Here is a 22,170-nt window from a genome sequence, read left to right as displayed (position 1 = left end):
CGGCGAAGAGCCCCCCTCGAAGTGTGGAACCTAGTGCGCGAAGTGCCGCGTGCCGGTCAGGTACACGGTCGCGCCGGCCGCCTCCGCCGCCGCGATCACCTCCGCGTCACGCACCGAGCCACCGGGCTGCACGATCGCCCGCACACCGGCCTGCACCAGCACCTCCAGCCCGTCCGGGAACGGGAAGAACGCGTCCGACGCGGCCACCGAACCCCGTGCCCGGTCACCGGCGCGCGCCACCGCCAGCCGGGCCGCGTCGACCCGGTTGACCTGACCCATGCCCGCGCCGACGGTCGCGCCGCCGGAGGCGAGCAGGATCGCGTTCGACTTCACCGCCCGGCACGCCCGCCACACGAACGCCAGGTCGGCCATGCCCTCCTCGTCCAACGGCGTGCCGCACGCCAACGTCCACTTGGCCGGGTCGTCGCCCTCGGCCTCGATGGTGTCCGACGTCTGCACCAACAGCCCGCCCGACACCGCGCGCAGCTCCACGCCGCCGCGCTCGGGCGCCGGCGCGACCAGGATGCGGATGTTCTTCTTGCGCGTGAGCACGTCCACCGCGCCGTCGGCGTAGGACGGGGCGATGATCACCTCGGTGAAGATCTCCGCGACCTGCTCGGCCATCTCCACGGTCACCTCGCGGTTGACCGCGATCACGCCGCCGAACGCGCTCACCGGGTCGCACGCGTGCGCGTTGCGGTGCGCCTCGGCGATCGCGCCCGGACCGTCCACCCGGGACACCGCGATGCCGCACGGGTTGGCGTGCTTGATGATCGCCACGCACGGCAGCTCGTGGTCCCACGCCGCGCGCCACGCCGCGTCGGCGTCCACGAAGTTGTTGTAGGACATCTCCTTGCCGTGCAGCTGCTCGGCGGTCGCCAGCCCGGAGCGCCCGTCGCCCTGCGTGTACAACGCGGCCCGCTGGTGCGGGTTCTCGCCGTAGCGCAGCACCTGCTTGCGGTTCCACGTCGCGCCGACCCAGCCGGGGAAGCCGGAGCCCTCGTCGTCCGGCGCGACCACGTTGCCCAGCCACGACGCCACGGCCACGTCGTAGGACGCGGTGTGCCGGAACGCGTCCACGGCCAGCCCTTGCCGGTCGGCCAGGGTGAAGCCACCGGCCTTGACCTGCTCCAACACCCACGAGTACCGCGACGGGTCCACGACGACGGCCACGCTGGCGTGGTTCTTGGCCGACGCGCGCACCATGGCCGGCCCGCCGATGTCGATCTGCTCCACGCACTCGTCCGGCGACGCGCCCGACGCCACGGTCTGCGTGAACGGGTACAGGTTCACCACGAGCAGGTCGAACGGCTCGATGCCCAGCTCTCGCAGCTTCTCCACGTGCGCGGGGCGGCGCGTGTCGGCGAGCAGGCCCGCGTGCACGCCGGGGTGCAGCGTCTTCACCCGGCCGTCCAGCGCCTCCGGGAACCCGGTGACCTGCTCGACCGGCGTGACGGGCACGCCCGCGTCGGCCAGCGCGCGCGCCGTGCCGCCGGTGGAGACGATCTCGACTCCGGCCGCGTGCAGGCCGGTGGCCAGTTCCAGCAGCCCCGACTTGTCGGAAACCCCGATCAGGGCCCGGCGAACCGGTCGCCTCTCGGCAGGAGTGGTCACGGGATGCTCACCTTTCGTCCGTTCACGGTGCAGCCCTCGCGGGCCAGGCGGGCGACCACGTCGACCAGCAGTCGCCGCTCCACCACCTTGATGCGCTCGTGCAGGCTTTCGACGTCGTCGTCATCGGCGACGACGACCGCTTCCTGGGCCAGGATCGGCCCGGTGTCCACCCCGCCGTCCACCAGGTGCACGGTCGCGCCGCTCACCTTCACGCCGTAGTCGACGGCGTCGCGGACGCCGTGCGCGCCGGGGAAGGCGGGCAGCAGCGCGGGGTGGGTGTTGACCATCCGGCCGCCGAAGCGGGCCAGGAAGGCGGGTCCGAGGATCTTCATGAACCCGGCGGAGACCACCAGGTCGGGCCGGTGCGCCTCGACGGCGTCGGCCAGCGCGGCGTCCCAGGCGTCGCGGTCGGCGTGGTCGCGCAGCTTCACCGCGAAGGCGGGGACACCGGCGCGCTCGGCGCGGCTCAGGCCCTCGATGCCGTCGCGGTCCGCGCCGACGGCCACCACCTCGACCGGGTATCCGGGGTCGGCCGCCGCGTCCAGCAACGCCTGCAACAGGGTGCCGGAACCGGAGACGAGGACGACGACCCTGGCGGGGACGGGAAGCCGGAGTGTGGTCGCGGCGCTCAGCGTGCTCTCCTTGCTGGGGACTGTCACAGCAGCTCAAGAGCAGCCTAGGCGTTGCCTAGCGGGGCTTGTCGGCCAGGTCCGGGTCCGGCTCCGGGTCCACGTCGTCGGAGTCGCCGGAGTCGTCCGAGTCGTCACCCGGCTCGTCGGGCTCGGGCTCGGAGTCGTCCTCGAACTCCTCCGGATCTTCGAGCTCGTCGAGGTCGTCGTACTCGTCCAGCTCGTGGTCGAACTCGTCGTCCTCGTCGTCCTCTTCTTCTTCGACCTCGTCCTCGTACTCTTCCGCTTCCTCGTCGTACTCGACTTCGTCATCGGAGACGCCGGAGTCGTCGGAGTCGCCCTCGTCGGGCTCTTCCGCGGCAACGGGCTCGGGCGTCACCACGCGCGGCGGCCTCGGCCCGGCGAACCAGGCCACCACCGCGCCCGGCACGGTCGTCCACCCGAACGTGAGCACGGCCAGCAGCCCGGCCGGGATCGTGACCGGGTTGAACACCCCGCCGCCCAGCGCGCCACCGGCCACCGCCGCCAGCACCAGCGTGCCGACGCCCGCGGTCACCGCCGCGACCAGCACCGCGCGCACCCTCGCCCGGGGCGTCGCGGCCGCGTCGCGCAACGAGAACCCGACCAGCACGCCGATCACGCCCGGCAGCACGAGCACCAGCGGCAGGTAGCCCGCCTGCTCCTGCGGCAACGCGGCCAGCAGCGGCACGGCGGGCACCGGGCCGGCGGCGAACTCCAGCGGCCCCACCACCACCGAGCCGATCGAGAACCCCGCGCCCACCACGTACGACAGCGCGCCGACCACGGCGTTCGGCAGGTACGCCAGGCACAGCAGCCAGATGCCCAGGCCGGTGCCGACGGTGCCGCCGCTCTGGTCGAACAGCACCGCGGTCGTGGACCACGAGAACGCCAACCCCAGCGCCAGCACCGAAGCGCCCGCCGCCGCCAGCGCGAACAACGCCATCGCGCCCGCGCGCAACCCTCGCCGCGCCACCGGGTCGACCCGCTCGAACACGACCTCCACCAGGCCGCAGCGCTGCGCGACGCCCGCGACCGCGGCCACCCCGGACACCACCGCGCACCCGAAGAACGCCACCGCGGGCGTGGCCCGGACCGGGCCCTCGTCACCCATCAGGAACGCGATCAGGCCGCCCACCGCGGCGTGCGCCCCGGCGATGCTGAACACCACCGACCGCGCCTGCAACGGCTCGAACAGCCCCAGCCGGTCCGCCGCGCCCGCCGCCGCCCGGTACACCAGCAGCATCACCAGCGCGGTCGGCAGCAGCGGCAGCAGGCCGAGCTGCCCGCCGTCGAAGCGCAGCGGCACGTGGTGGGCGACCAGCCAGCCCGGCGCGGCGGCGGTGAGCACGCCGGTGGTGGAGAACGAGGCGTGCGCGGCCGTCGAGGAGATCAGCGCGAGCAGCGCCGCCACCCCGGCGTAGCCGATGACCACCGACCCGGCGGCGGTCATCGTGAGCACGCGCACCCGTTCGGCGCGGGAGAACTCGGGTGGGCGGACGGAGTCCGCCACGACGCCGTGCGAGGTCGTTTGCTGCACCGACATCCTCCCACTGTCCCAGTAGCGGTGAGCCGTTCGGGCGAGACGCGCCGGACACGCGAAGAGGGGTGGCGCCGTCAGCGCGGCGCCACCCCTCCCCCGACGTGCTCAGCCCTGCTGCGGTCCGCCGAACCCGCCGGGCGGCGTGCCCTGGCCGGGCTGCTGGCCGGGCTGGCCCGGCTGGCCGAACTGGCCGGGCTGCGGCATGTAGGACGTCGGCTGCGGCTGGTTCGGCTGCTGGGCCTGCGGCGGCGGGGCCTGCTGGCCGAACTGGCCGGACGGCGGGCCGAACTGCTGCGGCTGCTGGCCCTGCTGCGGGAACGCGCCGGAGTGCGGGTTCCACCCGCCCGGCTGGCCGTAGACGTTGGCGGTCTTCGGCTGGAGCTTCACGACGCCGGTCTCCAGCAGCAGGGTCAGCACGACGGCCGCGGTCAGCAGCAGCGACACGATCAGCAGCACGATCTGCATGCCCTGGACGTCGGCCTCGGTGGTGATCAGGCCCTGGAGCAGCCCCAGCGTGGGGATCAGCGCGAACGGCACGGCCGCGTACAGCAGGCCCTTCGGCGCCTTCGGCAGCACGGACAGGCCGGCGAGCGCGCCCGCCGCGTACAGGTACTCCGAGGACGGCACGTCGTCGGCGAACGCGAGCAGGTACGCGATGAGCGCCAGACCGGCGGCGACCAGCGGAAGGATGAGGTTCAGGTTCACACCCACCGCCGGCTGCGCCGGACCCGGCGGCTGCTGAGGGGCGCCGTACGGCTGGGACATGATGCGGTCTCCTCCACCTGCGGAACTGATTTCGGGTCGACAGAACGCTAGCCGATGCACACTCTCCGACGACGACCGGACTCCCGTGGTTCCCCCCAATGTGCGCATTGACTCGTCCGCATGCGCACCGAGGGCCACCTCCCGGAGGAGGTGGCCCTCGGCTCAGTGCCCGAACGGATCGGCGTCAGCCGATCGAACCCATGATCTCCCGCATGATGGCGGCCGTCTCGCTCGGCGTCTTGCCGACCTTGACGCCCGCCGCCTCCAGGGCTTCCTTCTTGGCCTGGGCGGTGCCGGCCGAGCCGGACACGATGGCGCCCGCGTGGCCCATCGTCTTGCCCTCGGGCGCGGTGAAGCCCGCCACGTAGCCGACGACCGGCTTGGTGACGTTCTCCTTGATGTAGGCGGCGGCCCGCTCCTCGGCGTCGCCGCCGATCTCGCCGATCATCACGATCGCCGCGGTCTCCGGGTCGGCCTCGAAGGCCGCCAGCGCGTCGATGTGGGTGGTGCCGATGATCGGGTCGCCGCCGATGCCGATGGCGGTGGAGAAGCCGAAGTCGCGCAGCTCGTACATCATCTGGTAGGTCAGCGTGCCCGACTTCGAGACCAGGCCGATCTTGCCCGGGCCGGAGATGTTGGCCGGGATGATGCCCGCGTTGGACTGCCCGGGGCTGATCAGGCCCGGGCAGTTCGGGCCGATGATCCGGGTCTTGTTGCCGGTCGCCACGGCGTGCGCCCAGAACGCGGCGGTGTCGTGCACCGGGATGCCCTCGGTGATCACGACGGCCAGGCCGATGCCCGCGTCGATCGCCTCGATCACGGCCGCCTTGGCGAACGCCGGCGGCACGAAGATCACGGTGACGTCGGCGCCGGTGGCCTCCATGGCCTCGGCCACGGTGCCGAACACCGGCAGGACGTTGCCGTCGAAGTCGACCTTCTCGCCGGCCTTGCGCGGGTTCACGCCGCCGACGATGTTCGTGCCGGAGGCCAGCATCCGCTTGGTGTGCTTGGTGCCCTCGGCGCCGGTCATGCCCTGGACGATGACCTTGCTGTCCTTGGTGATGAAGATAGCCATCGTCAGACCCCCGCAGCCGCGAGCTCGGCGGCCTTGTCGGCCGCGTTGTCCATTGTGTCCACCACGGTGACCAGCGGGTGGTTGGCCTCGGCGAGGATCCGGCGGCCCTCCTCCACGTTGTTGCCGTCCAGGCGGACCACGAGCGGCTTCTTGGCCTCGTCGCCCAGGATGCCCAGCGCGGCCACGATGCCGTTGGCGACCGCGTCGCACGCGGTGATGCCGCCGAAGACGTTCACGAAGACCGAACGCACGTCGGGGTCGTGCAGGATGATGTCCAGGCCGTTGGCCATGACCTCGGCCGACGCGCCGCCGCCGATGTCGAGGAAGTTCGCGGGCTTGACGCCGTTGTGCTTCTCACCGGCGTACGCCACGACGTCCAACGTGGACATGACGAGCCCGGCGCCGTTGCCGATGATGCCGACCTGGCCGTCGAGCTTGACGTAGTTGAGGCCCTTGGCCTTGGCCTTGGCCTCCAGCGGGTCCTCGGCCTGCTTGTCCACCAGCGCCTCGTGGCCGGGGTGGCGGAACGAGGCGTTCTCGTCGAGGGTGACCTTGCCGTCGAGCGCGACGATCTTGCCCTCGGGGTCGCGGACCAGCGGGTTGACCTCGACCAGCGTGGCGTCCTCGGAGACGAAGGTCTCCCAGAGCTTCACGATGACGTCGGCGACCTGGTCGGCCACCTCGGCGGGGAACTTCGCGGCGGCCACGATCTCGTCGGCCTTGGCGCGGTCGACGCCCTTGATCGCGTCCACCGGCACCTTGGCCAGGGCCTCGGGCTTGGTGGCGGCGACCTCTTCGATGTCCATGCCGCCCTCGACGCTGGCCATGGCCAGGAAGGTGCGGTTGGCGCGGTCGAGGAGGAAGGAGAAGTAGTACTCCTCGGCGATGTCGGACGCGGGGGTCACCAGCACGCGGTGAACGACGTGCCCCTTGATGTCCAGCCCGAGGATCGCCTCGGCCTTGGCCTCGGTCTCGTCCGGGGTCTCGGCGAGCTTCACGCCGCCCGCCTTGCCCCGGCCACCCGTCTTGACCTGGGCCTTGACCACGACGGTCTGGCCGAAGCGCTCGGCGATGGCCTTGGCCTCGGCGGGGGTGCTCGCCACGTCGCCCGGAAGTACCGGGACGTCGTGGGCGGCGAAGAGGTCCTTCGCCTGGTACTCGTACAGGTCCACTCGGGTCTCCTGCGACGTCGGTGTCGGACACCGCGTCATGTCGTGCGGTCCACTCCAGGTCCGGCGCTCCAGGCTGGAGCCTGGTGCCCACACGTACCAGGCATCACCTGGAACGCCGGCACAGCCGTGGGGGACCGGCTCGACGCGGCTTCGCAAGACACTATCGACCAGCCCGGACTCCACCGCACCCCACGCCCGTGAACTCCGTCATAGAGGTGGTGAGGTCGATCACCACGCCCCGGCGGGCCGGGTTTTGGATGACCGATTCAGCGCGCGGTCCGCAGCGCGCCCGCCACGATGAACGCGGCGGTCGCGGCGGCGGCGAGCCAGAGCCCCGGTCCGGGCGCGGCCTCGGCGGCGCGGGCCGCGGTGAGCGGGTACTCCCAGGCGCGGACCGCCGTCACGACCGCCGCACCGAGCAGCAGCGCCGCGCCGCGGCCCGGCCGGGCCTTGAGCGCGACGACCCCGGCGACCACGACCGCGAGCAGCGCCACGAGGAGGCCGAACGAGCCGACGCGCAGCCCGAACGCCCCGATCGGCACGTAGTCCGGCGCCTGCAGCACGGGCAGCGCGAACGCGCCGAGCGCGAGCAGCACCGCGATCAGGGTGGCGGCGACCAGGGGCAGCGGCGGTTCGGTCGTGGCCGTGCCCACCTCGTCCCGCTCGACCGCGCCGGCCAGGGCGGCGGTGACGGCGGCGGCCGCCGCGGCGACGAGCGAGCCCGCGGTGAACCAGACGCCGACGCCCGGCTGCACGACGTCGACCTTGGTCGCGGCGAAGACGGCGTCGAGCGCGACCGCCGCGCCCAGCGGGACGGTGGCCGTGACGACGGTGAACGCCGGTCGCACGGCGGCCTTGGCCAACAGCGCGGCGGCGAGCGCGCCGGTGGCGACGGCGGCGGGCCAGAGCAGGCGCGCCGCGTAGTCGGCGGGCGGCGAGGAACCGTCGGGCAGCACCAGCAGGTCGGTCGACGCGCCCACGGCGGCGGCCGCGGCGGCGACCAGGCCCAGCACGGCGGCGATGACGTGCAGGCGGCGTCGGCCCGGCAGTTCGACGTCGTGCGGCCCGGTGTCCTCGCGGTTCTCCACGGCCCGCTGGGGCCGGGCGAGCGCGACGGCGGCGGCCAGGACCAGGAACGGCCCGACGGCCGGGCCCGCGGCGTCGACCGCGAAGGCGGTGACGACCGGCGGCAGCGCGACGGACAGCAGCACGGCGGCGAGGCCGAGCAGCCCGCCCTGGCGCGCCTCCCGGGTGGTGGCGCTGGCGGCGAGGACGGCCAGCGCGGGCGCGGCCAGCGTGAGCACGAGGCCGCCGAGCATCGGCAGCGTGGGTGAGTCGACCGCGCCGCGGGCCGGGATCAGGGCGTCGGACGAGGTGAACGGCGCGGTGAACAGGCCGAGGCCCGCGACCGCGCCCGCCGTGGCGGGCAGGGCGAAGCTCGCCCGCTCGCTGCGCACGTCCGGTTCCGCGCCGAGGGTCGCCAGCGCGCCCGCCGCGACGAGCAGGACGTGCCCGGCCAGCAGCAGCCACAGGCCCGTCGCGGGGGCGGGCGGGTGCAGGCTCGTCAGGCGCAGCAGCTCGGGGCGTGCCGCGTCGACGGGGTCGACGAGCAGCTGGAGGTCGCCGAGCAACCGGCCGACGGCGAACACGGCGGGCGCGACGAGGGCCGCGGCGGCGGTGAGCACCTGACCGCGGACCAGGAACAGCGCGGCCAGGGCCGTGGGCAGCAGGGCGAGCGGCGCCAGCAACGGCCAGGAGGTGAACGCGGGCGGCGCGGAGCCGTCGACCACACCGACGGCCGGGGCCACCGCGGTGAGCAGCGCGCCCGCCGCGGCCACCCCCACCGCCGTCCGCAGTCTCGTGGGGGCCGTTGAGACCGGTTCAGCGGTTCGGGTCACCGGTCGGACGCTAGCAAAGCGGGGCCGGTGGCGACGGTCGGCCGGTCGCGGTTGTGAACATCCGGCATCGGGTACTGCTGCCCGGTGGGGGCATCACTTACCTTCGGCCCTGTGGGCGACGCGGCGCGGCGGCTCGTGCGGACCTGGGCCGACCGGGTCGGCTCCGGCGTGGACGCCGGGCTGGGTGTCGCCGAGGAGGCCGTGGGCCTCGCGGGCGGCCTGCTCCGGGCGGCCGCTTCGCCCGGCGGGGTGCGCGGCGTCGCCGTGGAGGCCGCCTGGCTCGCCGCGCGCACCGTGCTCTACCCGTGGGGCGTGGTGGAGGAGCGGGTGAAGCCGGACGGGCACCTGCGCGCCTACCGCACCGACCACCTGTCGCCCCGCCAGCGGGGCCTCGTGGTTTCGTCGATGGAGACCGCGGGCACCCCCATCGTGCTGGTGCACGGCATCGGGGACAACCGGTCCGCCTTCGCAGTGCTGTCGGGGGCGCTGCGGAGGCGTGGCTTCGGCCTGGTGCACGCGGTGAACTACAGCGTGCTGACCGCGGTGGCGGGGGACGTCCGGCGGTCGGCGGCGCTGCTCGGGGAGCACGTCGAGCGGATCTGCGCGGAGACCGGGTCCGACCACGTGCACGTGGTCGGGCACTCGTTGGGTGGTCTCATCGCCCGTTATTACGTGCAGCGGCTCGGCGGGGACGCGCGGGTGCGCACGCTGGTCACCCTGGGCACCCCGCACCAGGGCACGCTGACCGCTTACCTGGCGCCCACGTCGCTGACCAGGCAGTTGAGGCCGGGGTCGGACCTGTTGTCCGAATTGGCCGGACCGTCCCGACCGTGCCGCACGCGGTTCGTCGTGGTGTGGAGCGAGATGGACCAGGTGGTCGTGCCGCAGCGGAACGCCCGGTTGGAGCACCCCGCGTTGGTCGTCGAGGAGCACCGGATACGTGATTCAGGTCACCTTTCGCTACCGATTGATTCACGCGCACTTCGCCTCATCGTGACCGCCATCACACGTTCAGATGACAACCCGGTACACCCCATCGTGCCTGTACCCGAGGGGTTTTCCGCGCCGGATCATGACCGTGAGTCACCGGTCATACGCGAGGGTGTCCCACTGACCGCTAAACGGTAGTCATCGCCCTCGGGGATTGCCCTTAAGGGCTCCGCGCCGTTATCTTCCCCCGGTCCGTTGTCACGGTCTGGTCACAAGCAGGACGCCGAGCCGGTACCCCGACCGGCTCAACCGGGATCCCCCGCCCGGTAGTCCGACCGGACTCCCCGAAGACGGAAGGCCAGGTTTTGTCTCAACACCGCTCCCCCGGCGGCCATACGAGTTCTGCTGTGCTCGAAGAAGCGGTAGACCGCGCTTCGACGCGCACGGTGAGCACGCACCGGCTCCCGCCCCCGCCCTCGGCGCTGCGCGGACGGATCGTGGTCGCCGCGGTCGCCGTCGGCGCGTTCGCCGCCGCAGGCGCAGGGCAGACGCTGCACGCGCTGGGCTCCGAGTCGCCGTCGCAGGCCGACGAGGTCACCCCGCTCGCGAACGCCGCCGCCGACGGCGCCGCCGCGTTCGGCGTCGGTGGCACCGGCCCCGCCTCCCCGCAGGTCCTGCCCGTCGCCAAGACGGTCGACCCCGCCGCCGAGGCGCAGAAGCTCGTCAAGAGCCAGCACATCACCGAGACCCGCGAGGCCGAAGAGGCCGAGGCGCGTCGACCCAAGTTCGCCCGTCCCGCCGCGGGCCAGTTCACCTCCGGGTGGGGTGGCCGCTGGGGCGAGATGCACTACGGCATCGACATCGCGGGCCCCATCGGCACGCCGATCCTGTCCGCCGCGGATGGTGTCGTGGTCGAGGCCGGTCCGGCAAGTGGTTTTGGCCTCTGGGTCAAGGTCCAGCACGCCGACGGCTCCACCACCGTCTACGGCCACGTGGACACCTACTCCGTCGAGAAGGGCCAGCGGGTCCTGGCGGGCGAGCAGATCGCCCGCATGGGCAACCGCGGCTTCTCCACCGGCCCGCACCTGCACTTCGAGGTCTGGAACCCGGACGGCAAGAAGATCAACCCGCTGAGCTGGCTGAACTCCAAGGGCATCAGCGTCTGAGCCGATCGGGCTCGTCGACAGCGCAAAAGAAGGGCCGGGCTGCTGAGCAGCCCGGCCCTTCCACTGTGTGGAACCGCCCCCCGAAGGTGATCCCCTCGCACGGTCGCCGCCCCGACACGGCTCCCGCGTCCTGCCTACCCCCGTAGGCCCCCCTGCTGCCGTCAAGCGGCTCCCTCCGGCCGGTTCACCCCGAATGACCCGGCCTTCCCGCTTGTGACACCTCTAGAGACGCACGGACCCGATTCGGGTTGCGCGGGAATTCGGCCACGTTCGGGTGAACACCGGTCGACCTCCAGGGGTCGACCGGTCACCTCTACACGCGCAAGACGACGAACGGCGGCTGAGCGCGCCTCAGAGCTTCACGAGGGGCACGCCGCCGATGAGCATCAGCCGCACCGTCCCCGCGCCGCCGAAGTCGATCGTGGCCGTCGCCCGGGGCCCCGAGCCGTCCACGGCCACCACGCGGCCGAGCCCGTACTTGTCGTGGCTCACCCGGTCGCCCACGTCCAGCTTGAGCGCGGGCGTGTCCTTCCACGCCGCGTTCGTCGGCGCCGGCCGCGACGGACCCGAACCGCGGCTCCACGACGTCGGCGCGGACGGCGCGGTGCGCTTGGGCTCCACCCGCCGCCAGTCGAGCAGGTCGGCCGGGATCTCGTCCAGGAACCGCGACGCCGGGTTCGCCGACGGCTGGCCCCACGCCGAGCGCACCAGCGCCCGCGACAGGTACAGCCGCTGCTGGGCGCGCGTGATGCCCACGTAGGCCAGGCGGCGTTCCTCGGCCAGCTCCGTCGGGTCGCCCAGGGCCCGCAGGTGCGGGAAGACGCCGTCCTCCCAGCCGGTGCAGAACACCACCGGGTACTCCAGGCCTTTGGCGGTGTGCAGCGTCATCAGCGTGACCACGCCGTCGGACTCCGCGTCGGGCACCGAGTCGGCGTCCGCGACCAGCGACACCCGCTCCAGGAACGCGGCCAGCGAACCCTCGGCGGGCAGCCCCTCGTCCTCATCGGGCACGGGGACCGCCGTGCCGAGGTCGGTGAACTCGCGGGCCACGGTGACCAGCTCGTTCAGGTTCTCGACCCGGGTGTGGTCCTGCGGGTCCTCGCTGGCCTCCAGCTCGGCCCGGTAGGCGGTCTTCTCCAGCACCGCTTCCAGGATGTCGGCCACGTCGTCGCCGCGCTCGACCAGCTCGCCCAGCTCGTCCATCATCTCGACGAAGCCGGCGATCGCGTTGCGCGACCGCGGGTTGAGCAGCGCCACCTTGCCCGCCACCGCGTCGCGCAACGCCGCCGCGAAGCCGATCCGCTCGCGCTCGGCGTGCAGCGACACGCACGCCTCCGCGCGTTCGCCGATGCCCCGCTTGGGCACGTTGAGGATGCGCCGCAGCGACACCGTGTCGTCGGGGTTGGACAACGCCCGCAGGTAGGCCAGCGCGTCGCGCACCTCGCGCCGCTCGTAGAACCGGACGCCGCCGACCACCTTGTAGGGCAGGCCGAGGCGGATGAAGATCTCCTCGAACACGCGCGACTGGTTGTTGGTGCGGTAGAACACGGCGATCTCGCCGTTGTTCGCCTCGCCGCTGTCGACCAGCCGGTCGATCTCGTTCGCGACGAACTGCGCCTCGTCGTGCTCGTTGTCGGCGACGTAGCCGACGATCTTCTCGCCGTCGCCCAGGTCGCTCCACAGCCGCTTGTCCCGGCGGTTGGGGTTGCGCGAGATGACCGCGTTCGCCGCGCTCAGGATCGTCTGCGTGGACCGGTAGTTCTGCTCCAGCAGGATCGTGGTGGCCTGCGGGTAGTCCCGCTCGAACTCCACGATGTTGCGGATCGTGGCGCCGCGGAAGGCGTAGATGGACTGGTCGGCGTCGCCCACCACGCACAGCTCGCCCGGCGGCACGCCGTCGGCGCCCGTGCCGATCAGCTCCCGGACCAGGGTGTACTGGGCGTGGTTGGTGTCCTGGTACTCGTCGACCAGCACGTGCCGGAACCGGCGGTGGTAGTGCTCGGCCACGTCCGGGTGGTTCTGCAGCAGCTCGACGGTCCGCATGATCAGGTCGTCGAAGTCGAGCGAGTTCGAGTCGCCGAGCCTGCGCTGGTAGCCCTCGTAGACCTCGGCGACGCGGCGCTCCAGGTCGTTGGCCGCGCGCTCCTTGGCGGTGGCGGCGTCGACCAGCTCGTTCTTCAGGTTCGAGATGTGGATCGCCAGCGTGCGCGCCGGGTAGCGCTTGGGGTCCAGGTCGAGGTCGCGCGCCACCAGCGTGATGAGCCGGCGGGTGTCGTCGGAGTCGTAGATCGAGAAGTTGGACGACATGCCGAGGGTCTTGGCCTCGCGGCGCATCACCCGCACGCACATCGAGTGGAACGTGGACACCCACATCGAGCGGGCCCGCGCGCCGACCAGGTCGGCGACGCGTTCCTTCATCTCGGCGGCGGCCTTGTTGGTGAAGGTGATCGCCATGACCTCGCCGGGGTGCACGTCGCGCTCGGCGAGCAGGTAGGCGATGCGTCGGGTGAGCACGCGGGTCTTGCCCGAGCCCGCACCCGCGACGACCAGCAGCGGGGCGCCCGAGTGCTCGACGGCCCGGCGCTGGGACGGGTTCAGGTCTTCGAGCAGCCGCGCCGAGCGGGAACCGCTCGGCCGGGAGGCGGGGGGACTTGAGGGCAAGTCGAACAAGGCGCTCATCGCCTGTCCACGTTACCGGGTGGCACCGACAGCCCGGGGCTGTGGCATGATGAGGCGGTGCGCATGGCCCACTTCGAGTTTTTTTACGGGAACCGGACTCCGGCTCCCGTGGACCGCTAGCGCCGACAAGCCACCACGAAGCCCCGGAGTCCTCGGACCCCGGGGCTTCGCTGCTGCCAGGGCTGGGACTCCAACCAGAGTCGAGAGGTCGTCACGATGAACAGCACCGAAACCGCCCCGGAGACCGACACCAACCCGGACATCGACGCGCTGCGCCAGGAGATCGACCACCTGGACGCGGAGCTGCTGCGGCTGGTCAAGCGGCGGGTCGAGGTCTCCAAGATCATCGGCGCGGCGCGGATGGCCGCCGGCGGCACCCGGATCGTGCACAACCGGGAGATCGACGTGATCAACCGGTACAAGGAGCTCGGCCCGGACGGCCGCGACCTGGCGATGATCCTGCTCAAGCTGGGCCGCGGCCACCTCGGCCGGTAGGGGTGCCCCGGACCCGGTCGGTCAGCGGGCGAACGCCCAGCCGGTGAGCGCGGCCCTGGCCTCGGCCAGGTCGGCGGCCACCAGCTGGGTGTCGTCCGGCACGTAGGCCAGCGGGTCCTCCAGCAGGTCCAGGTCGAGCAGGCCCTCCACCAGCGCGTGCAGGCACAGGGCCGCGTAGCCGCGCAGGTAGCCGCCCTCCTGCGTGAGCACGGTCGGCAGGCCCAGCCCCGACACCGCCCGGCCGATCCACCGGTAGCCGGCGGCGGTGAGGTTGTGCCTGCCGTTCGGGTCGAACGCCGACCCGTCGAAGCCGGACGCGCAGACCAGGAAGTCCGCGCCGAACTCGGCCAGCGCCGGGAACGCGATCTCCGCCAGCGCCCGCCGGTAGGCCTCGTCGCCCGCGCCCAGGGACAGCTCGACGTTGATGTTCGAGGGGCTCGACTCGGCCGGCGCGCCGGTCTGGGCGTGGTTGGCGCCCCACGGGCCGTGCCGCATGTGCACCGACACCGTGAGCACGTCGTCGGTGTCGCGGAACACCTCCTGCGTGCCGTTGCCGTGGTGCACGTCCCAGTCCAGGACGGCGACCCGACGGCCCGCGCGCCGGGCCGTCTCGGCGACCAGCGCGGCGTTGTTGACCAGGCAGTACCCGTCGGCCAGGTCCGGCTGGGCGTGGTGGCCGGGCGGGCGGACCAGGGCGTAGGCCAGGCGCGTGCGGCCGGTGGCGACCGCGTCGTGCGCCGCCAGCGCCGTGCCCGCGGCGGCGCGGATCGCGTCCCACGAGCCGGGGCCGACGACGGTGTTGACCTCGACGGCGGTGCGGCGCTCGCACGCGGCGCGCAGTCCGGCCAGGTAGGACGGGGTGTGCACGCGGGCGAGCTCCTCGTCGTCGGCGAACCGGCCCGTCGACCACGACAGGTGCGGCGCGACCGGGCCGTGCCGCAGCGCGTGCCGGAACGTGCGCAGCCGGGCCGCGTTCTCCGGGTGCGGTTCGGGCGCGTCGAGCCAGTCCCACCGGCCGGGCAGCTCCCACAGCCCCGTGCCGGTGTCGTGCTCCAGGCAGGCGTCGTGCCAGAAGACCTCCATCCCGGGGAGATATCAGGGCGATCACGGATGGTCCAGCGGGTTTGCGCGCGGGCACACTGTTGTCATGGTCATCGGTCTCATCACGGGCCTCATCGCGATCCTGGGTGTGCTCGCCGCGCTGGCGCACGACGGGTACCTCGCGATGCTGGGTTCCGCCGCCAAGTCCAAGCGCGCCGCGGGCGCGCCCATCGCCCAGTACGTGCGCAGCCGGTGGACCCTCGCCGGGGTGACGACGATCATCGCGCTCGTCGGCCTGCTGATCACCTCGGGCGACGGCGTCTCGGGCGACATCATCGGCGCGCTGATCGCGGGCGGCGCCGGCCTGGCCGCCACCAACGCCCTCCAGGGCACCAGGAAGAAGCTGAACAGCGGCAGCTGAAAGGTTCACTCTTACGTGTGTCGATCAGCCCCACAAGGCTGATCTGCGCAGCTCTACGTGCACCCTGCACCTACGCTGAGGCAGCGGCGGGGTCCTCGACGTCCCACCCCCACTTCCCCGCGCCACTGGAACCCACCCGGTGAGTTCGACCCAGCAGGGTGAGAAACCGCGAGGGCCGTCAGGTCGGGGGGCGGGAGGGGTCTGCACAGCATGGACATCGGGGAACCGGAGCGGTCGGGCCGGCATCGGCTTGAGGACGGGGCGGCGATCTGGCTGCCCATGGGCGGGGAGCTGGAGCACACACCGCTCGGCGGCGCGCCGGTGCCGCTGGTGCCCGCACCACCGCCCGCGCCACCTCCACCGCCGGACCCGTTCGTCGACACCGACGCCATGGGGTTGCGCAAGTTCAACATCGGGCTCGTGCCCGCGTCCGTGACACCGCCCCGGACGTGGAAGCTGGCCGCCTGGTTCGCCGTGCTGTCGTCGGCGGGCGTGCTGGTCGGCCTGGCGGTCGCGGCGTCCAGCCTGGTCGGCACCAACGGCCCGACCGAGCGCATCGGCCTGCCCGGTTACCCGACCGACGTGCCGCTGCTCAGCGGCTTCCCCACCCCCACCCCGGCCGCGCCGCCGCCGACGACGCCGCACCGCCAGCCCGCCGAGGCCCTGGCGAACGGCATCGTGGCCGCCACCGGCGGTGAGCGGGCCACGCCGGATCGCGGCTCCGCGATCGACCGCCCCGCGGGCACGCCGGGGCCCCAGGCGCCCGTGCTGGTCACCGCGGTGCCCCCGGGCGCGCAGCCGATCGTGGACGCGGAGACCATCGCGGAGCACACCGAGCTGTTCTACGAAGGCGTCGCGACCAACTCCGATAGCGCGATGTCGCTGGTGTCGGACACGTTCCGGCTGGCGGGCGAGGTGCTGGTCTCGCACGAGTTCGCCGACGTGTCGCTGATCGAGGTGCGCGAGATCACCGTCGACGCGACGCGCGGCATCACGGTCAGCACGCTGGAGGTGACCCGCGAGGACGGGTCGCGGACGCTGGAGAGGCGCGAGCTGGTGTTCACCACCCGCGGCGTGCCGCTGATCGATGCCGAACGGCCGGCCGCCGGCGCCTGAACCCGCACCCCGGGTGGGCGTCGTTCCGTAGCCCTTCGTCCGATCGAGCGACGGGTTTCGACCACTGGCCGCCACGAACGAGTGAACTCCCACGCTGAGCTGGCTTCTCGCTGGTCCACCACGGTACGAGTGCTGGCGACGAGACGACCGAGGGAGTCGCCAGTGCAGCGCCCTACGACGAGCGGTCGCAGGCACAACCGCGCGGGTTCGGTCACGGTGGCGGAGCTGATCAGGAAGCAGCCGTCGCCGGCGCGGGTCCGGACCCGCGAGCAGGCCACCACCCACGGCCCGGCCGGCGATCCGCCGCGCGAGGAGCACGACCCGGTGCCGTCCGGCAGGCGCCCCACCCGCACGGCGAAGCTCGCCGGTGTGACCACCGGGGCGATCGTGCTGCTCGCCTCGATCGCGGCCGCCTCGGTGCTGGCGGGCAACCGCCCCGGTGGACCCGACCAGCCGCTGGTCGAGCCGCCCGGCTCGATCACCGGGTCGTCCGCGCTGCGCCCGGACCTGCTGTCGGCGGAACTGGCCGGAGAGCGGCCCGAGCAGGTGCCCGCCGCGGCCCGGCAGGCCGCGCCGCCGGTCGTCGACGTGCCGCTGGAGTCGCCGGTGATGGTGCCGCCGCGCCAGGTCGACGTCGGCCCGCAACCGCAGGTGGACATCGTGCGGCGGTTCTTCGAGCTGCTGCCTGCCCGGCCCGCCGAGGCGTCCCGGATGCTGTCGCCCGAGCTGCTCGGCGGCAGCGCGCGGGACTTCGTCGCGTCGTGGGGCCACGTGCAGGCGATCACGATCGAGTCGACCTCACTGCGGCCGGACGGCGCGGTGGTCGCGGTGGTGTCGATGCAGGAGCGGACCGGTCGGTGGCTGCGCGTCGAGCAGCTTTTCCGGTTGACCGACACGAGCGTCCCGCGCATCGTGGCGACCGAGGTTCTATCGGCCCAGCGTCGTTGACTCTGAGTAGCGATCAAGCGGGAACTGTTCACCCTGTGTTCAAGTAACCCCTGATCTCGTAGGAAACTTCACTCAAAGGGGTTACGAAGACGGTCACGATTCGGTATCCATGGTCCCGGTCAGTAGCGCAACGCCACTCCGGGAAAGGTGTCCATCGGTGTCGAACGACGACAAACGCCGTCGGCAGGATGGCTCGACAGTCAAGCTGTCGGTGGCCGACCTGCTCGCCAGGCGCGAGGCGGAGACGCAGCCGATCCCCCGGATCACCACCGGCGAAGCAGGCGACCGGACCACCGGCTCCCGCGGCGCGCTCGGCGCGACCGGCGCCCGGGCCGGGCGGCACCCCGGGCACACCGACGACGAGGAGACCGTGCGCTTCCCGGCGGCCGTCCTCGCGGCCGGCGCGGCGAACCTCTCGGGCCGCGAGCTGCACGTCACCGAGCTGCTGCGCCGCGAGGGGCGCGCCGGTGAGGAGGAGCGCGGCGGCGGGTTCTCCGTGCCGAAGCTCGTGGCGATGGCCAGTGGCGGCGTGGTGCTCGCGGGCACCGTCGCGTTCACCGCGACCAACCTGATGTCGTCCCCGGACGAGCGCCCGCTGGCGGAGGTGCGCTTCGACGCCCGCCCCGCGGCCCGCGCCACCAACACGCTCACCAAGGACCTCGCCGCCGCGGCCGCCCAGCAGCAGGCGCAGCAGACGCAGGCCGAGACCACCACCACGACGCCCGAGCAGACGCCGGAGACGACGACCCAGCGCGCGCCGCGCCCCGCCACGCAGCAGACGACGACCACGACGCAGCCGCAGGCCCAGCAGCAGGCGCCGACGAGCACGACCACGCAGCCGCCGAGCTCCAGCAGCCCGCAGACGACGACCCCCGCGCCCACGACGAGCACCACGACGCCTCCGCCGCCGAGCAGCAGCTCGCAGCCGCCGTCGTCTTCCACGCCGTCGTCCTCCACGCCGCCGTCCTCGTCCACCCCGAGCACCACGCCGTCCCCCGGTGAGGGCTCCGGCATCGACCTGGACCTCGACCTGGGCAAGATCCTGAACCCCCTCGGCGGGTTCGACTTCTTCGCTCCGGCCAACTGACCTCCGCACCGCCGTCCCGCCACACCGCCGCTCGGCGCGACCGAGCGGCGGGTCCGCCCTGTCCGTGCGGGCGGGGCGCACCGATCGGATCACCCGAACGGGTGCCGCACCGGGCAGTTAGCCCGTTCGGCCCCAATCCTGGCGATCTTCGTGCAAACGGGTGTCCTTACGGGCCGGTATCCGGTATCCCTTCCCGGTCACCCCTCGGCTCACGTGACCTGCGCAACGGCTCGAAAGGCGTCGTCACGGCCGAGGTAGGCTCTGCGGGCGAGCGGTGGCCTAGCCTGTTCCGCGCACCGATCCGCACGACGAGGAGCCCGAGCGTGAGACCTGCTGCCCTTGCCGCGGTCACGCAGCGCCCCAGCGAGGTGGTCCGGTGAGCAACGACGGTCGCGTCATCGCCGAGCGCTACCGGTTCCTGGACCGGATCGGCAGCGGTGCGATGGGCATCGTGTGGCGTGCCCAGGACGAGCGCCTGGGCCGGATCGTGGCGATCAAGCAGCTGCTGCTGGCGCCGAGCCTGGACGAGCGCGAGCAGGACGAGGCGATCCAGCGCGCCATGCGCGAGGGCCGCATCGCCGCCAAGCTGCACCACCCCAACGCCATCGCCGTCTACGACGTCGTGGAGGAGAACGGCGCTCCGTGCCTGGTCATGGAGTACCTGCCGTCCTACAGCCTGGCCGACACGATGGCCGAGCACGGTCCGCTCGACCCGGTCGAGGTGGCCCAGATCGGCATGCAGGCCGCCGCCGCGCTGGCCGCCGCGCACGCCGCCGGGATCGTGCACCGCGACGTCAAGCCCGGCAACGTGCTGCTGGCCGACAACGGCCTGGTGAAGATCACCGACTTCGGCATCTCCCGGGCCAGCGACGACGTCACGGTCACCAAGACCGGCCTGATCGCGGGCACCCCCGCCTACCTGGCCCCGGAGATCGCGCGCGGCCAGGACCCGACGCCCGCCTCGGACGTGTTCTCGCTCGGCTCGACGCTGTACGCGGCGGTCGAGGGCGAGCCGCCGTTCGGGCTGTCGGAGAACACCCTGGGCGTGCTGCACGCCGTCGCGGCGGGTCGGATCAACCCGCCGACGGTCGACCACCCGTTGACCGACGTGCTGCTGCGGCTGCTCAACTACGACCCAGCCGACCGGCCGACCATGGCGCAGGCCCGCGACATGCTCAGCGCGGTCGCGCACGGGCGCAACCCCAGCCTCACCGGCCTGCTGCCGGCCGCGGGCGCGCCGGGGTTGGCGCCGGCCCCCGCGGGCGCCACGACCGTCCTGGACGCCGACCGCACCCGCGTGGTGCGGCCCGGTCCGCGTTCCACGGGTGGCGCGACGCCGGTCGCACCGCCCCCGCAGCGGTCGAACAACCGGCCGCTGGTGATCGCCGCCGTGGTGCTGGGCGCCGTGCTGCTGCTCGGCTTCCTGGCCGTGGCGCTGGACTGGTTCGGCGGGAAGGAGCCGGTCACGCCGCCGGCGGGCGGGTCGAGCTCGGCCTCGGCCACGCCGACCACCACGACCACGACCCAGGCCCCGACGACGACCGTGGAGACGCAGACCGTCACGGTCGACCCGACCACGACGACCGTGCCGACGACCACCACGACGACCACGACGACCACGCCGCCGCCCACCACCACGACGACGACCACGACGACCACCACCACGACCACCACGACCACCACGCCGCCCTCACAACCCCCCACGGTGAAGCCGGGCGGTTAGTGGACCTCGTAAGGTGGTGCCGAACCCGTTCGGGTGACGCAACGTTCTTGTCCTAGTGGCGTCTTGTCGTTCGCCACTGAATGAAGCCCTAGCAGCTACTGGGAGCACGCCGTGAGCGACGATGGCCGCCTGGTTGCCGGCCGCTACCGACTTGGCCGGCGGATCGGCAGCGGTGCGATGGGCATCGTCTGGCAGGCGCACGACGAGCGACTGCACCGCACGGTCGCGGTCAAGCAGCTGCTGCTCCAGCCCGGCTTGGCCGAGTCCGACACGGACGAGGCCAAGCGCCGCGCCATGCGCGAGGGCCGGATCGCCGCCCGCCTGCAACACCCGCACGCGATCGCGGTCTACGACGTGGCGGAGGACGACGGCCAGCCGTGGCTGGTGATGGAGTACCTGCCGTCCAAGAGCCTGTCCACGGCCCTGTCGGAGCGCGGCACGCTGCCGCCCCGCGACGTGGCCTCGATCGGCTCGCAGGTCGCCTCCGCGCTGGCCGCCGCGCACAACGCGGGGATCGTGCACCGCGACATCAAGCCGGGCAACATCCTGCTCGGCAACGACGGCACGGTGAAGATCACCGACTTCGGCATCTCGCGGGCCACCGGCGACGTCACGGTCACCGCGACCGGGATGCTCGCGGGCACGCCCGCCTACCTCGCGCCCGAGGTGGCCAAGGGGTACGACCCGGGCCCGCCGTCGGACGTGTTCTCGCTGGGCTCGACGCTGTACGCGGCGATCGAGGGCGCGCCGCCGTTCGGCCTGAACGAGAACACCATCGCCCTGCTGCACCAGGTCGCGTCGGGCAAGGTGGTGCCGCCGAAGCAGGCCGGTCCGCTGACCGCGCTGCTGATGCGCCTGCTGCGCGCCGAGCCCGAGGACCGGCCGACGATGGCCGAGGCCCGCGAGGCGCTGGCCGCGGTGGCCGCCGGGCGGGCCGCACCGGAGTTCCCGGTGGCGCTGCCGCAGACCCACCCGCCGTCGTGGCAGGGCGCGCCCGTGCAGACCCCGCCGACCCGGGCGTTGGCCCCGGCGGCCCAGAACAGCCCGCCCGCCACGCCGAACACCCCGCCGCACTCCGCGACGAGGGTGGCGCCCGCCCCGACCCCGCCACCGGTGGCCCACGGGCAGGCCGGCCACAACCCCCCGCCCGCCCGTCCGGTCGGCGCGTCCAGACCGTCCGGCGGTCCGATCAGGAGCAAGCGGTCGGCGGCGATCACCGCGCTGGCCATCGCGGCCGCGGCCGTCGTGGGCATCCTGTTGGCGAGCATCCTCTCCAACGGTGAGGGCACGCCGAACAACCAGGCGGGCCCCTCCACGACGAGCACGGCGCAGGAAGCGGGCGGCGAGGCGTCGGTGACGCCGTCGAAGAAGCCGGTCGGCCCACCGGTCAAGGTCACCACCTCGCCCACGGTCGCGCAGCAGCAGCAGGCGATCCGCGACTACTTCGCCGTGATGCCGGAGGACGTGGACGGCGGTTTCAGCCGGCTGAGCGCGAAGATGAAGGGCAGCAGCGGCGGGCTCGACGGCTTCCGGGCCTGGTGGGACCGGGTCAAGTCGGTCAGCCTCGACGAGATGAAGGAGAACTCGTCGTACGCCTACGAGGTCGTGCTGACCTACACCATGAAGGACGGCACGGTCAGCCGGGAGCGCAAGCTGGTCGCCCTGGAGTGGCAGGGCGAGTACCTGCTCATCGACAAGGAAGACCCGATGGGCAAGGCGTGACCTAGCTGTAGTGACTAATCAGGTTGTTGACGGCGTGTCGGGTTGAACATGGGAGGACCTCCGGGCGGAGTGGATGTGTCTGACGCATCCCATCGGCACACGGAGGTCCTCCCGTGCACAGTAACGCC

17 protein-coding genes and 1 pseudogene are annotated in these 22,170 nt (G+C 72.8%); 9 read left to right on the top strand and 9 right to left on the bottom strand.

What is annotated here, in order from left to right; translation table 11 throughout:
• Window positions 1-30 precede the first annotated feature (30 nt).
• From purH to LZG04_RS37625, 7 genes are all read right to left on the bottom strand, one after another.
• Window positions 31-1,614, bottom strand: coding sequence for a bifunctional phosphoribosylaminoimidazolecarboxamide formyltransferase/IMP cyclohydrolase (gene purH / locus LZG04_RS37655; protein WP_233826380.1), 1,584 nt, complete (start codon window positions 1,612-1,614; stop codon window positions 31-33).
• Window positions 1,611-2,246, bottom strand: coding sequence for a phosphoribosylglycinamide formyltransferase (gene purN, locus LZG04_RS37650; RefSeq protein ID WP_267938873.1), 636 nt, complete (start codon window positions 2,244-2,246; stop codon window positions 1,611-1,613). Before purN ends, purH begins: the two co-directional genes overlap by 4 nt.
• 55 nt (window positions 2,247-2,301) lie before the next feature.
• Window positions 2,302-3,807 carry a DUF6350 family protein gene (locus tag LZG04_RS37645; RefSeq protein ID WP_233826376.1) on the bottom strand — a complete coding sequence of 502 codons (1,506 nt, stop codon included), beginning with the start codon at window positions 3,805-3,807 and terminating at the stop codon, window positions 2,302-2,304.
• A 102-nt stretch (window positions 3,808-3,909) separates the two neighbouring features.
• Entirely contained in the window at window positions 3,910-4,569 is a 660-nt protein-coding gene (locus LZG04_RS37640) for a DUF5336 domain-containing protein (protein ID WP_233826374.1), read from the bottom strand.
• A gap of 184 nt (window positions 4,570-4,753) precedes the next feature.
• Entirely contained in the window at window positions 4,754-5,644 is an 891-nt protein-coding gene (sucD, locus tag LZG04_RS37635; RefSeq protein ID WP_233826372.1) for a succinate--CoA ligase subunit alpha, read from the bottom strand.
• A 2-nt stretch (window positions 5,645-5,646) separates the two neighbouring features.
• Entirely contained in the window at window positions 5,647-6,816 is a 1,170-nt protein-coding gene (gene sucC / locus LZG04_RS37630; RefSeq protein ID WP_233826370.1) for an ADP-forming succinate--CoA ligase subunit beta, read from the bottom strand.
• Window positions 6,817-7,082: 266 nt separating this feature from the next.
• Window positions 7,083-8,714: a hypothetical protein gene (locus LZG04_RS37625; protein WP_233826368.1), complete on the bottom strand. Its 1,632-nt coding sequence runs from the start codon at window positions 8,712-8,714 to the stop codon at window positions 7,083-7,085.
• 111 nt (window positions 8,715-8,825) lie between these two features.
• Here LZG04_RS37625 and LZG04_RS37620 point away from each other — a divergent pair, with 111 nt between their 5' ends.
• Both LZG04_RS37620 and LZG04_RS37615 read left to right on the top strand, forming a co-directional pair.
• Window positions 8,826-9,842 carry an alpha/beta fold hydrolase gene (locus tag LZG04_RS37620; RefSeq protein WP_233826366.1) on the top strand — a complete coding sequence of 339 codons (1,017 nt, stop codon included), beginning with the start codon at window positions 8,826-8,828 and terminating at the stop codon, window positions 9,840-9,842.
• 248 nt (window positions 9,843-10,090) lie between these two features.
• Window positions 10,091-10,810 (top strand): M23 family metallopeptidase, encoded by a 720-nt coding sequence (locus LZG04_RS37615; RefSeq protein WP_233826364.1) that lies wholly within the window; start codon window positions 10,091-10,093, stop codon window positions 10,808-10,810.
• A 351-nt stretch (window positions 10,811-11,161) separates the two neighbouring features.
• On the opposite strand, the gene pcrA is transcribed toward LZG04_RS37615, so the two are convergent.
• Entirely contained in the window at window positions 11,162-13,489 is a 2,328-nt protein-coding gene (pcrA, locus tag LZG04_RS37610) for a DNA helicase PcrA (protein ID WP_233826362.1), read from the bottom strand.
• Between the two features lie 210 nt (window positions 13,490-13,699).
• Between pcrA and LZG04_RS37605 the strand changes: the two are divergent.
• Window positions 13,700-13,984, top strand: a pseudogene (locus tag LZG04_RS37605) (chorismate mutase); the annotation flags it as partial.
• Between the two features lie 21 nt (window positions 13,985-14,005).
• Here the strand turns inward: LZG04_RS37605 and LZG04_RS37600 are convergent.
• Window positions 14,006-15,067: a histone deacetylase gene (locus LZG04_RS37600; RefSeq protein ID WP_233826358.1), complete on the bottom strand. Its 1,062-nt coding sequence runs from the start codon at window positions 15,065-15,067 to the stop codon at window positions 14,006-14,008.
• Window positions 15,068-15,131: 64 nt separating this feature from the next.
• On the opposite strand from LZG04_RS37600, the gene LZG04_RS37595 reads away from it, so the two are divergent.
• From LZG04_RS37595 to LZG04_RS37570, 6 genes are all read left to right on the top strand, one after another.
• Window positions 15,132-15,446 carry a hypothetical protein gene (locus tag LZG04_RS37595; RefSeq protein ID WP_233826356.1) on the top strand — a complete coding sequence of 105 codons (315 nt, stop codon included), beginning with the start codon at window positions 15,132-15,134 and terminating at the stop codon, window positions 15,444-15,446.
• A gap of 210 nt (window positions 15,447-15,656) precedes the next feature.
• Window positions 15,657-16,562, top strand: coding sequence for a hypothetical protein (locus LZG04_RS37590; protein WP_233826354.1), 906 nt, complete (start codon window positions 15,657-15,659; stop codon window positions 16,560-16,562).
• 162 nt (window positions 16,563-16,724) lie between these two features.
• Window positions 16,725-17,510, top strand: a complete 786-nt coding sequence (locus LZG04_RS37585) for a hypothetical protein (protein WP_233826352.1) — start codon at window positions 16,725-16,727, stop codon at window positions 17,508-17,510.
• 157 nt (window positions 17,511-17,667) lie between these two features.
• Complete coding sequence (locus LZG04_RS37580) at window positions 17,668-18,597, top strand: hypothetical protein (protein ID WP_233826350.1); 930 nt, start codon at window positions 17,668-17,670, stop codon at window positions 18,595-18,597.
• Between the two features lie 376 nt (window positions 18,598-18,973).
• Window positions 18,974-20,320 carry a serine/threonine-protein kinase gene (locus LZG04_RS37575; protein ID WP_233826348.1) on the top strand — a complete coding sequence of 449 codons (1,347 nt, stop codon included), beginning with the start codon at window positions 18,974-18,976 and terminating at the stop codon, window positions 20,318-20,320.
• A 111-nt stretch (window positions 20,321-20,431) separates the two neighbouring features.
• Window positions 20,432-22,042 carry a serine/threonine-protein kinase gene (locus LZG04_RS37570; RefSeq protein WP_233826346.1) on the top strand — a complete coding sequence of 537 codons (1,611 nt, stop codon included), beginning with the start codon at window positions 20,432-20,434 and terminating at the stop codon, window positions 22,040-22,042.
• Window positions 22,043-22,170: the final 128 nt, after the last annotated feature.

It is taken from the genome of Saccharothrix sp. S26 (assembly GCF_021390395.1).
Lineage (GTDB): Bacteria > Actinomycetota > Actinomycetes > Mycobacteriales > Pseudonocardiaceae > Actinosynnema.
The sequence above is the reverse complement of the archived record's forward strand: the minus strand, read 5'-3'. Positions and strand labels throughout refer to the sequence as shown.